Origin of the sequence: Roseivivax halodurans JCM 10272 (assembly GCF_000521785.1) — a bacterium.
Taxonomy (GTDB): Bacteria; Pseudomonadota; Alphaproteobacteria; order Rhodobacterales; family Rhodobacteraceae; genus Roseivivax; species Roseivivax halodurans.
Map to the genome: position 1 here is coordinate 193,136 of NZ_JALZ01000005.1, position 12,528 is coordinate 205,663.

Annotated in this window: 9 protein-coding genes, 1 other RNA gene and 1 pseudogene; 3 read left to right on the forward strand and 8 right to left on the reverse strand. The window is 68.0% G+C overall.

The features are described from left to right. Window positions 1-80: 80 nt before the first annotated feature. The 5 genes and pseudogenes from OCH239_RS07110 to OCH239_RS23720 form a co-directional block, all read right to left on the reverse strand. Window positions 81-1,676, reverse strand: a pseudogene (locus tag OCH239_RS07110) (ABC transporter ATP-binding protein); the annotation flags it as partial. A 97-nt stretch (window positions 1,677-1,773) separates the two neighbouring features. Beyond that, complete coding sequence (locus OCH239_RS07115; protein ID WP_051489347.1) at window positions 1,774-2,922, reverse strand: ABC transporter permease; 1,149 nt, start codon at window positions 2,920-2,922, stop codon at window positions 1,774-1,776. Between the two features lie 72 nt (window positions 2,923-2,994). Further along, on the reverse strand, window positions 2,995-4,089 hold the full coding sequence (locus OCH239_RS07120; RefSeq protein WP_037260342.1) for a microcin C ABC transporter permease YejB: 1,095 nt from the start codon (window positions 4,087-4,089) through the stop codon (window positions 2,995-2,997). 9 nt (window positions 4,090-4,098) lie between these two features. Then, entirely contained in the window at window positions 4,099-6,090 is a 1,992-nt protein-coding gene (locus tag OCH239_RS07125; protein WP_037260346.1) for an extracellular solute-binding protein, read from the reverse strand. A 195-nt stretch (window positions 6,091-6,285) separates the two neighbouring features. Continuing rightward, the gene (locus OCH239_RS23720) at window positions 6,286-7,527 is read right to left on the reverse strand and encodes a c-type cytochrome (RefSeq protein WP_037260348.1); all 1,242 of its coding nucleotides are present in this window, start codon (window positions 7,525-7,527) and stop codon (window positions 6,286-6,288) included. Between the two features lie 146 nt (window positions 7,528-7,673). On the opposite strand from OCH239_RS23720, the gene OCH239_RS07135 reads away from it, so the two are divergent. Next, window positions 7,674-8,513, forward strand: a complete 840-nt coding sequence (locus tag OCH239_RS07135) for a prephenate dehydratase (protein WP_037260350.1) — start codon at window positions 7,674-7,676, stop codon at window positions 8,511-8,513. On the opposite strand, the gene OCH239_RS07140 is transcribed toward OCH239_RS07135, so the two are convergent. The 3 genes from OCH239_RS07140 to OCH239_RS07145 all read right to left on the reverse strand — a co-directional run bounded on the left by OCH239_RS07140 (window position 8,486) and on the right by OCH239_RS07145 (window position 10,846). After that, complete coding sequence (locus tag OCH239_RS07140) at window positions 8,486-8,743, reverse strand: DUF3253 domain-containing protein (protein WP_037260352.1); 258 nt, start codon at window positions 8,741-8,743, stop codon at window positions 8,486-8,488. The two genes, OCH239_RS07135 and OCH239_RS07140, sit on opposite strands and share 28 nt — an antisense overlap. A 69-nt stretch (window positions 8,744-8,812) precedes the next feature. Further along, window positions 8,813-8,909, reverse strand: an RNA gene (gene ffs, locus OCH239_RS22040) — signal recognition particle sRNA small type. Between the two features lie 44 nt (window positions 8,910-8,953). Then, window positions 8,954-10,846 (reverse strand): metallophosphoesterase, encoded by a 1,893-nt coding sequence (locus OCH239_RS07145; protein ID WP_162149984.1) that lies wholly within the window; start codon window positions 10,844-10,846, stop codon window positions 8,954-8,956. A 208-nt stretch (window positions 10,847-11,054) separates the two neighbouring features. Between OCH239_RS07145 and nudC the strand changes: the two genes are divergently transcribed. Both nudC and OCH239_RS07155 read left to right on the forward strand, forming a co-directional pair. Further along, window positions 11,055-12,011: an NAD(+) diphosphatase gene (gene nudC, locus OCH239_RS07150; RefSeq protein WP_037260358.1), complete on the forward strand. Its 957-nt coding sequence runs from the start codon at window positions 11,055-11,057 to the stop codon at window positions 12,009-12,011. A 52-nt stretch (window positions 12,012-12,063) separates the two neighbouring features. Continuing rightward, window positions 12,064-12,522 (forward strand): SRPBCC family protein, encoded by a 459-nt coding sequence (locus tag OCH239_RS07155; protein ID WP_037260360.1) that lies wholly within the window; start codon window positions 12,064-12,066, stop codon window positions 12,520-12,522. Window positions 12,523-12,528: the final 6 nt, after the last annotated feature.

Consider the following 12,528-nt stretch of genomic DNA (forward strand, 5'->3'; position numbering starts at 1 on the left):
CCCGCGCGGCGCCGCGTCCCTGTCGGTGCCGCGTGAGACTGGCGGTCCCTGCCCGGGGCCGCCTTTTTCGTGTCAGGGGGTCAGCCGACCGGGTCGAAGGCCGCGGCGATGAGCGTGCGGGTGTAGTCGGTCTGCGGGTTGTCGTAGATCTGGCTCGTCTCGCCCATCTCGATGACGTCGCCGTTCTGCATGACGATGACCTTGTGGCTCATGGCGCGGACGACCTTCAGGTCGTGGGAGATGAAGAGGTAGGCGAGGTCGTACTTGCGCTGGAGCGCGCGCAGCAGGTCCACGATCTGCACCTGCACGGTCATGTCGAGCGCCGATGTGGGCTCGTCCAGCACCACGAGGCGCGGGCGCAGGACCATGGCTCGGGCGATGGCGATGCGCTGGCGCTGGCCGCCCGAGAATTCGTGCGGGTAGCGGTGCATGGTCGCGGGGTCGAGGCCGACCTCCTGCATGACTTCCGTCACCAGCTCGCGGTGCGGGCGGCCGTCCGGGGAGCCGTGGACGCCGAGCCCCTCGGCGATGATCTGCTCGCAGGTCATGCGGGGGGAGAGCGAGCCGTAGGGATCCTGGAAGACGATCTGGATCTCGGAACGGAGCTTGCGCAGGCGCTTGGTCGACCAGCCCTTCACGTCCTCGCCGCGGTAGGTGATGCCGCCCTCTGAGCCGATGAGCCGCATGACCGCAAGCGCGAGCGTGGTCTTGCCTGAGCCGGATTCGCCAACAATACCGACGGTTTCGCCGGCGCGGACGGACATGGTCGCGTCGTTCACCGCCTTCACGTAGCCGACGGTGCGGCGCATCAGACCCTTCTGGATCGGGAACCAGATCTTGAGATTGTCGGTGCGGGCGATCTCTTCGGCGCCGGGTTTCACGGGCTCGGGCACGCCGGTCGATTCCGCCGAAAGCAGCATCTGCGTGTAGGGATGCTGCGGATCGGCGAAGATCTCGGAGGTCTTGCCGGCCTCGACGATCTCTCCGTCCTTCATCACGCAGACGCGGTCGGCAATTCGGCGAACGATTCCAAGGTCGTGGGTGATGAACAGGAGGCTCATCCCCTCGTCGCGCTGGATCTTGCCCAGAAGCTCGAGGATCTGCGCTTGGATCGTGACGTCGAGCGCGGTGGTGGGCTCGTCGGCAATCAGCAGGTCCGGGCCGTTGGCGAGCGCCATGGCGATCATCACGCGCTGGCGCTGGCCGCCCGAGAGCTGGTGCGGATAGGCATTGAGGCGCGACTCGGGATCTCGGATGCCGACGCGTTGAAGCAGGTCGAGGATGCGCGCCCGGGCAGGCTCCCCCTGGATGCCCTGATGGAGGGCGAGGCTCTCGCTCAGCTGTTTTTCCAGCGTGTGCAGCGGGTTGAGCGAGGTCATCGGCTCCTGGAAAATGAACGAGATGTCGTTGCCGCGGACCTTCCGGAGAAGGCGGTCGGGGGCGCCGATCATCTCCTGCCCGTCATAGGTCACCGAGCCCTCGACACGGGCCGAGGAGCCGAGAAGCTGCACCGTGGAGAGCGCGGTCACGGACTTGCCCGAGCCCGATTCGCCCACGAGCGCCACGGTCTCGCCCTTGTCGATGTGGAAGGACACACCACGCACCGCGCGGCTTTCCTGCCCGTCCTGGGTGAAGGTCACGCGGAGGTCTTTGACGTCGAGAAGGCGGGTCATGCGCTGGCCCTGTTTTGTACGGAATGTAAGAAATCGGGTCCGTTTCTTACGACATTCGCGGAGATTTCGACGCGGCGCGCGCCCGGGAGGTGCGCGCCGGTCACGAGAACGTCTTTCGCGGGTCGAACGCGTCGCGCACGCCCTCGAAGATGAACACGAGAAGCGAGAGCATGAAGGCGAAGACGAAGAAGGCGGTGAAGGCCAGCCACGGCGCCTGCAGGTTCTGCTTGGCCTGAAGCGTGAGCTCCCCGAGCGAGGGGGCGGAGGAGGGCAGGCCGAAGCCGAGGAAGTCGAGGCCCGCGAGCGTCGAGATCGTCCCCGTCACGATGAACGGCAGCATGGTGACCGTCGCGACCATCGCGTTCGGCAGCATGTGGCGGAACATGATCCGGCCGTTCGAGACGCCGAGCGCCTTGGCCGCGCGCACGTATTCGAGGTTGCGGGCGCGCAGGAACTCGGCCCGGACGACGCCGACGAGGGCGATCCAGCCGAAGAGCACCATGAGGACCACCAGCAGCCAGAAACTTCGCCCGAGAATCGCGAAGAGGATGATGATGATGTAGAGCTGCGGGGTCGCGGCCCAGATCTCGATGATGCGCTGGAAGACGAGGTCGGTGACGCCCCCGAAGAAGCCCTGCACCGCGCCGGCGATGATCCCGATGACCGAGGAGAGGGCCGTCACCATGAGCGTGAAGAGGATCGACAGGCGGAAGCCGTAGATCACCCGCGCGAGCACGTCGCGCTTGGTGTCGTCGGTGCCGAGGAGGTTCTGCCCGTTGGGGGCGAGGGGCGCCGCGCCGGGGCGGTCGACGGTGGTGTTGTAGGAATAGGGGATCGGCGGCCAGATCATCCAGCCCTTCTCGAAATCCGGATCCTCGATGCTGCTCTCGCGCGCCGCCGCGATGAGGCCGTCGGGGTCGTCGAAACAGTCGATGAGGCCGCCGGTCTCGATCAGGCAGCGCACCTCGGGGTCGCGGTAGGCGGCCTCGGTGCGGAAATCGCCGCCGAAATCGGTCTCTGCGTAGAAGTCGAAGATCGGCATCCGGTATTCCCCGCGGTAGTTCACGAGGATCGGCTTGTCGTTGGCGATGAACTCCGCGAACAGCGACAGCACGAAGAGCACGCCGAAGATCCACAGCGACCAGAAGGCGCGGCGGTTGCGGGTGAAGTTGCGCCAGCGGCGCTTGTTGAGCGGCGAGAGCGCGAAGCGGCCGCGCGGCGGCTCGGGCGCGACGGACTTGCCCGGCATCGGCTGGGAGATCACGTCGGGCCGGCCGGTGGCCGGTCCGTGCTCGTGGGGTTCGGGATTGGCGGCCATGGCTCAGCCCTCCCGCTTTTCGAAGTCGATGCGGGGATCGACGATGACGTACATGAGGTCGGACAGGATGTTCACCAGAAGGCCGATCAGGCCGAAGAGGTAGAGCGTGCCGAACACGACCGGGTAGTCGCGCTGCACCGCGGCCTCGAAGCCGAGCCGGCCGAGCCCGTCGAGCGAGAAGATCGTCTCGATGATGAGGGAGCCGGTGAAGAACACGCCGATGAAGACCGCCGGGAAGCCCGCGATGATGATCAGCATCGCGTTGCGGAAGACGTGGCCGTAGAGCACGCGGCTTTCGGCGAGGCCCTTTGCGCGGGCGGTGATGACGTACTGCTTCTTGATCTCGTCGAGGAAGCTGTTCTTGGTCAGCAGCGTCAGCGTCGCGAAGGCGGCGATGGTCGAGGCGGTGACCGGCAGGGCGATGTGCCAGAAGTAGTCGGCGATCTTGCCGAGCAGCGAGAGGCTCTCGAAATTGTCCGAGGTCAGGCCCCTTAGCGGGAAGATCTGGAAGTAGGACCCGCCCGCGAAGAGCACCAGCAGCATGATCGCGAAGAGGAAGCCCGGAATGGCGTAGGCGACGATGACGAGCGCCGAGGTCCAGGTGTCGAACTTGGAGCCGTCATGCACCGCCTTGCGGATGCCGAGAGGGATCGACACGAGATAGGCGATCACCGTCGACCAGAGGCCGAGCGAGATCGAGACCGGCATCTTCTCGAGGATCAGGGCGGTCACGTCGATGGAGCGGAAGTAGCTCTCTCCGAAATCGAAGCGGGCGTAGTTCCAGACCATGTTGAGGAACCGCTCGAGCGGCGGCTTGTCGAAGCCGAACTCGCGCTCGAGCTGCTCGATGAATTCGGGCGGCAGGCCCTGCGCCCCCGGATACTGGCTGTCGCCGGGGCCGAGGAGCTCGGTGTTCGCCACGTCCTGACCCTGGCCGCCGGCGAAGCCGCCGAAGACGTCGCCCTGGCCCTGGACGTTGGCGATGACCTGCTCGATCGGCCCGCCGGGCACGAACTGCGTGAGGATGAAGTTCACCACCATGATCCCGAGAAGGGTCGGGATGATGAGCAGGAGCCTGCGGAGGATATAGGATGCCATGAAGGGCGATTACCTCAGAGCGCCGTCTGCACGCAATTCGTTCGCGACATCCTGATCGATCCACCAGAAGTCGAGGACGCCGACGGCGTAGGGCGGCATCTCCTCGGGGTGCTGGAGGTGCCGGTAATAGGCGACGCGGCTGACGTCTGAATAGTGCATCGGGATCTGGAAACGCTCCCAGCGCAGGGCGCGGTCGAGGGCCATCATCGCGGCGTCCTCTTCCTCCTGGCTTTCGCTTTCGAGGGCGACCTCGATCAGCGCGTCGACCAGCGGGCTGGCGAGGCCGGCGGGGTTGAAGAGGGAGAATTCCGCGGCCTCGGAGCCGTACATCTGCCGCAGCCCGGTGCCCGCGCCGGTGAGGGCGGCGTAGCTGTCGTAGATCATGTCGTAGTCGCGCTCGCGCGTCCGCAGCGAGTATTGCGAGGGGTCCATGTTCTCGATCTGCGCCTCGATCCCGAGGGCCGAGAGGTTCTCGGCGAAGGTCTCGTGGATCGACTGCACGGTGGGATCGGAGTTCGACGCGAGCGGGATGCGCAGGGTCAGCGTCTCGCCGGCCTCGTTGCGGCGCACGCCGTCGTCGCCGACGGTCCAGCCGGCCTCTTCGAGCAGGCGGCCGGCCGTACGGATGTTGCCGCGGTCGGTCAGGCGGTCCTCGCTCGAGGTATGGGGCATGATCGCGGGCTCGGTCAGCATCTCTTCGGGGACGGTGTCGCCGAGCGATTGCAGGATCTCGAGCTCGCGGCCCTCGGGCACGCCGGTCGCCTGGAGGTCGGTGTCCTGCGCGAAGGAGGCGCGCTGCTCGTAGAGGCCGTATTGCAGCGAGGCGTTGGTCCATTCGAAATTGTAGGCGAGGGTGATCGCCTCGCGGACGCGGCGGTCCTGCAGTTTATCGACCCCGAGGTTGAAGACGAAGCCGGTGGCCGCGGGCGGATTGCCGTCGGGGATCTCTTCCATGATCACGTCGCCGCGGGTGACCGCGGGGAAGTCGTAGGCGGTGGCCCAGAGGCGCGAGGAGCTTTCGGTGCGGTAGGAGATGGTGCCGGCCTTGAACGCCTCGAAGGCGGCGGTGGTGTCGCCGAAGAACTCGACCCGGATGGTGTCGTAGTTGTGGCGGCCCTTGTTGATCGGCAGGTCGGCGCCCCAGTAATCGGGATTGCGCTTGAGCACGATGCGGCGGTTCGGAACCACGTCGTCGATCAGCCACGGGCCGGAGCCCGGGGGCGTTTCGAGCCGGCTCTCGTCGAGCCGCGCGCCGGTATCGTCGAACCATTTCTTCTGGAAGACGGGCGTTCCGCCGACCTGGTCGACGAGGCTGCGGCGCGAGACGCCCTCGGCGAAGTCGAAGCGGACGGTGTGCTCGTCGATCACCTCGGCATTGGGCACGCGCTCCTTCACCGCGCTCGAATAGGAGGGCAGGCCCTGTTCGAGAAAGAGGTTGTGGGTGAAGACCACGTCCTCGGCGGTCACCGGGGTGCCGTCCGAGAATTTGGCTTCGGGGCGGAGGTGGAAGATCGCGTAGGTCTTGCCCTCGTCGTATTCGACGCTCTCGGCGAGCAGGCCGTAGGCGCCCTCGCGGTCGTCGGCGGGCAGGGTCTCGTTCGAGACGCTGTCGGCGAAGAGGCTCTCGTAGGGGAAGATCGAGTAGATGTAGGCCCGGCCCTGACGCGCGTAGGGGTTCATGGAGTCGAAGGTGCCGGTGGTGGCGATCACGAGCTCGCCGCCTTTCGGGGCGTCGGGATTGACGTAGCTCAGCTGGTCGAAGTCGGAGGGGTACTTGAGGTTGCCGAAATAGGCATAGCCGTGGGAGCGGATGACGCCGTCCGTGGCGGCCGTCTCGGCGGTCTCGTCGGACACGCTGGCTTCCTGTGCCTCGACCTGCGTCGCGGCGAGGGCGAGGCCGAGCGCCAGGAGGCTCGCCGAGGCGAGGCGGAGGGCGAGGGGCAAGGTCGCGGCGCGGCTCAGGTCGCGCGCCGCGGCGCGGTCGTGTCGGGTGATCGGCATGGAAAGCTCCCCTCCGGCTTGTGTCCGCCAGTCCTGCTGGGCTGGATGGTAAGGTAAATGGGGCGTTGCGCCACGATCAAGTTGCAAGGCTGTTATCTGGCGTCAGGGTCACATCTTCGCGGCCCGAACGGAAACGGCCGCCGCCCTTGCAGGCGACGGCCGGTCCGAAACGTGGTTGCCATGCGGCTGTCGGGATCACTGCCCGCCGAGCGACTGCAGGTAGGCGATGAGGTTGGCGCGATCCTCTTCGCTGCGCAGGCCGGCAAAGCTCATCTTGGTGCCCGGAGCCCATTCGCGCGGGTTCTCGAGGAAGGCGAAGAGGTTGTCGACGGTCCAGACGTCGGCCTGCTCGGAGAGCGCGCCGGAATAGTTGAAGCCCTCGACCGAGCCGACCTCGCGGTCCACGACGCCGTCGAGATGCGGGCCGACGCCGTTCGTGCCGTTCACCTGATGGCAGGCGCGGCAGCGGTTGAAGACGCTCTCGCCGGCGGAGGCGTCGGCGCTCGCGATCATCGCGGCAACTTCGGAGCCGCCACCCGAGCCGCCCTCGGCCGCCTCGCCGCCCTCGGCGGAGGAGGCGTCTGCGGACTGGCTCTCGCCTTCGCCCTCGGCGGGGGCTTCTGCGGCTTGGCCTTCGCCCTCGGCGGAGGACTGCTCTTCGGCAGGCGCTTCCTCGCTGGAGGCAGCCTCGCCGGAGGATTGATCCTCGGCTGCGGCCTGGCCGGAGGCGTCGCCGCCGGATGCCGCGTCGCCTTCGGCTGCTGCCTGCTCGGAGCCTTCGCCTTCGGCAGCTGCCTCGCCTTCCGCCGCGGCCTGGTCGCCGCCTTCGCCTTCGGCGGCCGCTTCGTCACCGCCTTCACCTTCGGCCGCGGCCTGGTCGCCGCCGCCTTCGGCCGGCGCTTCGACCTGCGCGTTGCCATCGAAGGTGTTGAGGTAAGCGATCAGGTTCACGCGGTCCTCGGGGCTGCTGAGGCCGGAATAGCTCATCGACGTGCCCGAGGCGTAGCCCTGCGGGTTCTCGAGGAAGTGGAAGAGGTTCTCGGCGGTCCAGACGTCGGCCGCCTCGCTCAGCGCGCCCGAATAGCTGCCATAGCCGTCCGCCGCACCGACCTCGCGACCGACGACGCCGTAGAGGTACGGGCCGACCGCGTTGGCGCCCTCTTCGAGCTGGTGGCAGGCGCGGCACTGGTTGAAGACGCGCTCGCCGGCGGCTTCGTCGCGGGACTGCCAGAGAGTCGCGAAGTCGGCGGGTGCCTCTTCTTCGCCCTCGCCTTCGCCTTCGTCGGTCTCGATGACCCAGGCAGCCTCGTGCTCTTCGCCATGGCCCGATCCGCCCACATGGTAGATCGTCTCGGCGACCCAGCCGCCGAGGAGAAAGACCAGGAGGGCGCCGCAAAAGCCGCCGACCACCTTCGTGAGCGTCATCGTGTCAAACATCGGTCGCGTATCCGTCTCGAGGGTCTCGTTCGGGCAGTTGCCTACTGGTTCCCTTGCCCTCTGGCAAGGTGTAGTAGGCGCGACCAAACGCCCGTAGCGGCGCCCAAGTGACGCGCCCGTGCGGCGCCCTGTGACGGAAGACCATAATGACCGACCGCCCCCGCATCGCGTTCCAGGGAGAGCCGGGCGCCTATTCCGACGAGGCCTGCAGGGCCGCGCGCCCCGATCACGCGCCGCTCGCCTGCGCCAATTTCGAGGACGCGATCGCCGCGGTGCGGTCGGGAGACGCGGCGCTGGCGATGCTACCGGTGGAGAACTCGACCTACGGCCGCGTTGCGGACATCCACCGTCTTCTGCCGCAAAGCGGGCTGCATATCGTGGACGAGGCCTTCGTGCGTGTGCACATCAACCTGCTCGGCGTGAAGGGGGCAAAGGTCGAGGACGTGCGCGAGGCGCATTCGCATCTCGTCCTGCTGCCGCAATGCGGCGGCTATCTGCGCAAGCACGGGATCACCGGGCATGTGAGCCCCGACAATGCGCGCGCGGCCCGAGAGGTCGCCGAGCGTGGCGATCCCACCCATGCGGCGCTCGCCTCTGAGCTCGCCGCCGAGATCTACGGGCTCGAGGTGCTGGCGCGGCACATCGAGGACCACCAGACCAACACGACGCGGTTCCTCGTGATGTCGCCGCAGGCGGACATGACTCGCCGGGGCACGCACGGGATGCTGACGAGCTTCGTCTTCGAGGTGCGCAACATTCCCGCGGCGCTCTACAAGGCGATGGGCGGGTTCGCGACGAACGGCGTCAACATGACCAAGCTCGAAAGCTACATGGTCGACGGCTCGTTCACCGCGACGCAGTTCTACGCCGATATCGAGGGGCATCCCGAGGATGCGAACGTGCGGCGGGCGCTCGAGGAGCTGGGCTATTTCACCCACAAGCTCGAGATTCTCGGGACCTATCCGCGCGATCCCGCCCGCGACTGATCGAGGGAGAGGCGGATCGGGCCGCGCGCCCGGCGCGGATCGACCGGCTTGCCCTTCTGGGTCGCTTCGAGGGGGAGCGCCGCGGCGATGCGCCGCAGCTCCGGCATGAGGGGACGCCAGTCATCCGCAAGCCTGCGCGCGACTTCCGAAGGACAGAACGTCTTGCCCGTCCCGCGCGCCTCGGCCAGCGCCATCAGCGCCTCCGCCATCTGATCGTCCGTCACCGCCATCGTCCCGCGAGATAGGGCGTCGGCCGATATGCGGCGAGCGCTCGGGGAGTTCTGGCGGCTGCGGGGAGGGGTGAGAGGCTGGAAAGCGACCCAAGCGGGTCTCGTTACGGCTGCTTCCTTCCGGACCTGACCGGGTTGGCGAGGTGCTTGCCCGCACCAACCTCTCGATCGCCTACCTAGTCGCGGCGCGGCGGATTCGCAACCCGTGGGTCAGAATTGCAGGCGGTAGAGCGCGAACCCGTCGGCATCGGTGCGGCCGGTATCCTCGAGCCCGAGCGTCCGGGCGACGGCACCATGCGCCCGGGCGGAGGGAGAGGTTCGGAAGATCGCCGATGCGCCCTCGATCGGGGCGAAGCGCCAGGGCGCGGAGCGTTGCGGCGGGATCGTGCCGCGGCGCTCCATGATCTCGGAAATCATTGCGAAGACCGAACGATCGGGCTCGAAGAACGGCTCGTCCGGCCAATCCGCGGGCACGCCGCCGCTGCCGGCCGAGCGGTACGTGTTCACCGCGATGTGGAATAGGTCGTCGTCCCGCACGCGGCGTCCGCGATACCTGAGCTCCGTGATGCGCCCCGCGGCCCCGGGAACCGGATGTCCCGCGCAGTCGACAGCGCGCGGGCGGGAGAGGTCGACCGACCATGTCACTCCGTCGAGAGCGTCGAAATCGTAAGGGGCCACATCGGTCAGGCGAAGGGCGGGGGCCCTCGCCCCGGGGGTGACGGGGAGGTATGCCGCAGCGCTCCGTTCGAGCCATGCGCGGACGTGGGCCCCTCTCATGCGCCGGACCTGAAGCAGGTTCGGGAACGGATAGAGCATGGTGAGATGCCGCATCAGCACCTCGCCGGCCGGGATGTTGAGATAGTCCGCAGGATCGTCGAAACCGCCGGCCGGGTAGGGCGCGGTCGAGATCAGCAGGGGCGCGTCCTCGGGCGGCGCCGGCATGTTCTCGGAGAGCCAGGCGCGGACCGCCCAGCCGACCGTTCCCTGCGCTCCCCAATCGCCGGCGAGCGAGAAATAGCTGGTGATCGGTGTATCCGTCCAGGCGAGACGCCGACGGATATGCGCGAGGGTTCGGCGGTGATCCTCGACCACCGCGTTGAGGCATCGGGCCAGCGCGCGTTTGCAGCGCGGAGGGCCGGACGTGCCGGTGGCGGGCACGAGCACGCTGCGCGATGCGTCCCGGTGCCAGTCGCCGGCACAATCCTGGCTGAGATCGAGGTCGATCACCCCGAGATGGGTTCCGTGACTGCCGCTGGCGACGATCGGCACCTCGCTCGTCGCGTCGCCGTCCGGCGACACCGCGCCGGCGTAGCGCTCGTGGGTGTGGCCGCCCACGACGGCGTCGATGCCGGGGACGTTCGCGAGGGCGCGGGCGGCGCCCAGACCCTCGTCCGTCGTTGCCGTGTTGCCGACCCCGGCATGGCAGAGCGCGACGACGACGTCCGCGCCGGCGGCGCGCAATTCGGGAACCGTGCGGAGGGCGGCCTCGAGGATCGGCTCGCTCTCGACCGATCCCTTGAGGCGATGGCGGTCCCAGATCGGAATGTCGGACGGGGCGAAGCCGACCACGCCGATCCTCAGACGGCGCGCGATGCCGTCCTGATCGAGCACGTCGCGTTCGAGGATGTGCCAGGGCGAGAAGATTGGCGCGCCGTTGCGTCCCGTCCGGCGCAGGTTGGCCAGCACGATCGGGAAGGTGCACTGCGCGTAGGTCTCCATGAGCACGTCGAGACCGTAGTTGAACTCGTGGTTGCCGACGGTCGCCGCATCGTAGCCGAGAAGGTTCATGGCTGCGATGGCGGGATGGGCGCGCCGGGTTCCGGGACCGCTGCGGGCGGCCTCGCGCGCGGCGAGGTCTCCCATGGGATTTCCGTGGATCACGTCGCCATTGTCGAAAAGAAGGGTATTCGGAGCCTCTGCGCGCGCCTCCGAGATCGCCGAGGTGAGGGCGGCAAGGCCGCGCGAGGGATCGGGCCGGTCGGTGCCGTAATCATGCGGGTAGACCTGCATGTGGAGGTCGGACGTCGCCAGGATCCGGAGTTGCACGCGGGCCGCGCCCATCGACGAGACGTCCAAGCTCAACTGATCCAAAGAACCGTCCATGCCCATTATCGCTCCGCAAGACACGGGTTTCATTCATGACTGTGTCCACGTCCGCAAACGTTAACCATCGCCATGATGATTCCTTATACGGATCGTACACGATGCAATCAGTAGTTGCTAACTGCGATAGCGTTATCGGTCCGTTTTACGTGTTTGTCACGAAAGGCCCCTCGTGCCAAAGCTGCCGCGCTCGGTGGAAGGGGTCGGAATGCGACATGCGGAAGAGGTGACGTTCGGCGGCTCGGGGCTAGACCGGGCGGCGGAGCTGCGGGAGCGGCCGGAGGAACTGGAGCGGGCGATGGCCGATCCGGATGCGCGGGCGGTTCTGCTCTGGCGCGGCAAGCCGCTGGTGGCGGAGGACGCGCTGGTGCGGCTGCCGCTCGGTCATCCGGCGCTGGAGGATGCGGCGCCGGGGCGGACGCTGCTCGGGCGCGAGAACGGCGCGGTCGTGGTCGCGGCGGATCTGTCCGGGTGGGAGCCCGAAGGCGGCGTGCCGGAGACGCTGGGCGGCTTTTCCGACACGAGCGAGCAGGCGCATCCGGCGGTCGAGGGCGCCGCTTTCGCCGATCTGAGGCGGGTGATGACGCGGCTCGGCCCGCGCGATGCGGAGCTTGCCGCGACGGCGCGGGCGCTGTTCGGCTGGCACGGCTCCCACGGGTTCTGCGCGCGGTGCGGTGCGGCCTCGGAGGTGGCGCTTGCGGGCTGGCAGCGGGTCTGCCCGTCCTGCGGCGCGCGGCATTTCCCGCGCACCGATCCGGTGGTCATCATGCTCGTCACGCGCGGCAACTCGGTGCTGGTCGGACGCGCGCCGGGCTGGCCCGAGGGGATGTATTCGTGCCTTGCGGGCTTCGTCGAGCCCGGCGAGACGATCGAGGCGGCGGTGCGCCGCGAGGTCCGCGAGGAGGTCGGCGTCGAGGTCGGGCGGGTCGGATACCTTGCCTCGCAGCCCTGGCCGTTCCCGGCCTCGCTGATGATCGGCTGCCACGGCGAGGCGACGAGCAGCGACATCACGCTCGATCCGGTTGAGATCGAGGAGGCGCTCTGGCTCAGCCGCGAGGAGCTGGCCGACGCCTTTGCCGGTACTCATCCGAAGGTCTGGCCGGCGCGCGACGGCGCCATTGCCCGGTTCCTCCTGCGCAACTGGCTTGCGGACCGGCTGGATTGACGTTTTGCTCGGGCGCAGGCGAGCAGAGAGACCCGCGGGGCGAGGGAACGCGATGCGGTTTTCGGTAAGGCAGGAGGTCGAGGGGGCGCAGGACCGGGTCTTTGCGGTCCTGAGCGATCATGCGGCGCTCGAGCGGGTGGCGCGGGAGAAGGGCGTCGAGGTCACGCGTACGGACGAGATGGACGGTCCGGCCCCCGGCATGACTTGGGAGATCGGTTTCGAATATCGCGGCAAGACGCGGGCGGCGACGCTGGTCCTGACCGAATACGACCCACCGAACCGGTTGACCTGCAACGCGGTGTCGGAGGGGCTCGAAGTGGCGATCGCGCTCGATCTCGAGGCGCTGTCCGAGACGCGCACCCGCGTGGCGCTGGACATGGACCTCTCGGCCAAGACGATGGGATCGCGCCTGCTGATCCAGCCGCTGAAGGTCGGGCGCGGGGCGATCGAGAAACGCCTGCAGGCCCATGCCGAGGATTACGCCCGTCAGATCGAGGCGCGGGCCGGCTGAGGCCGG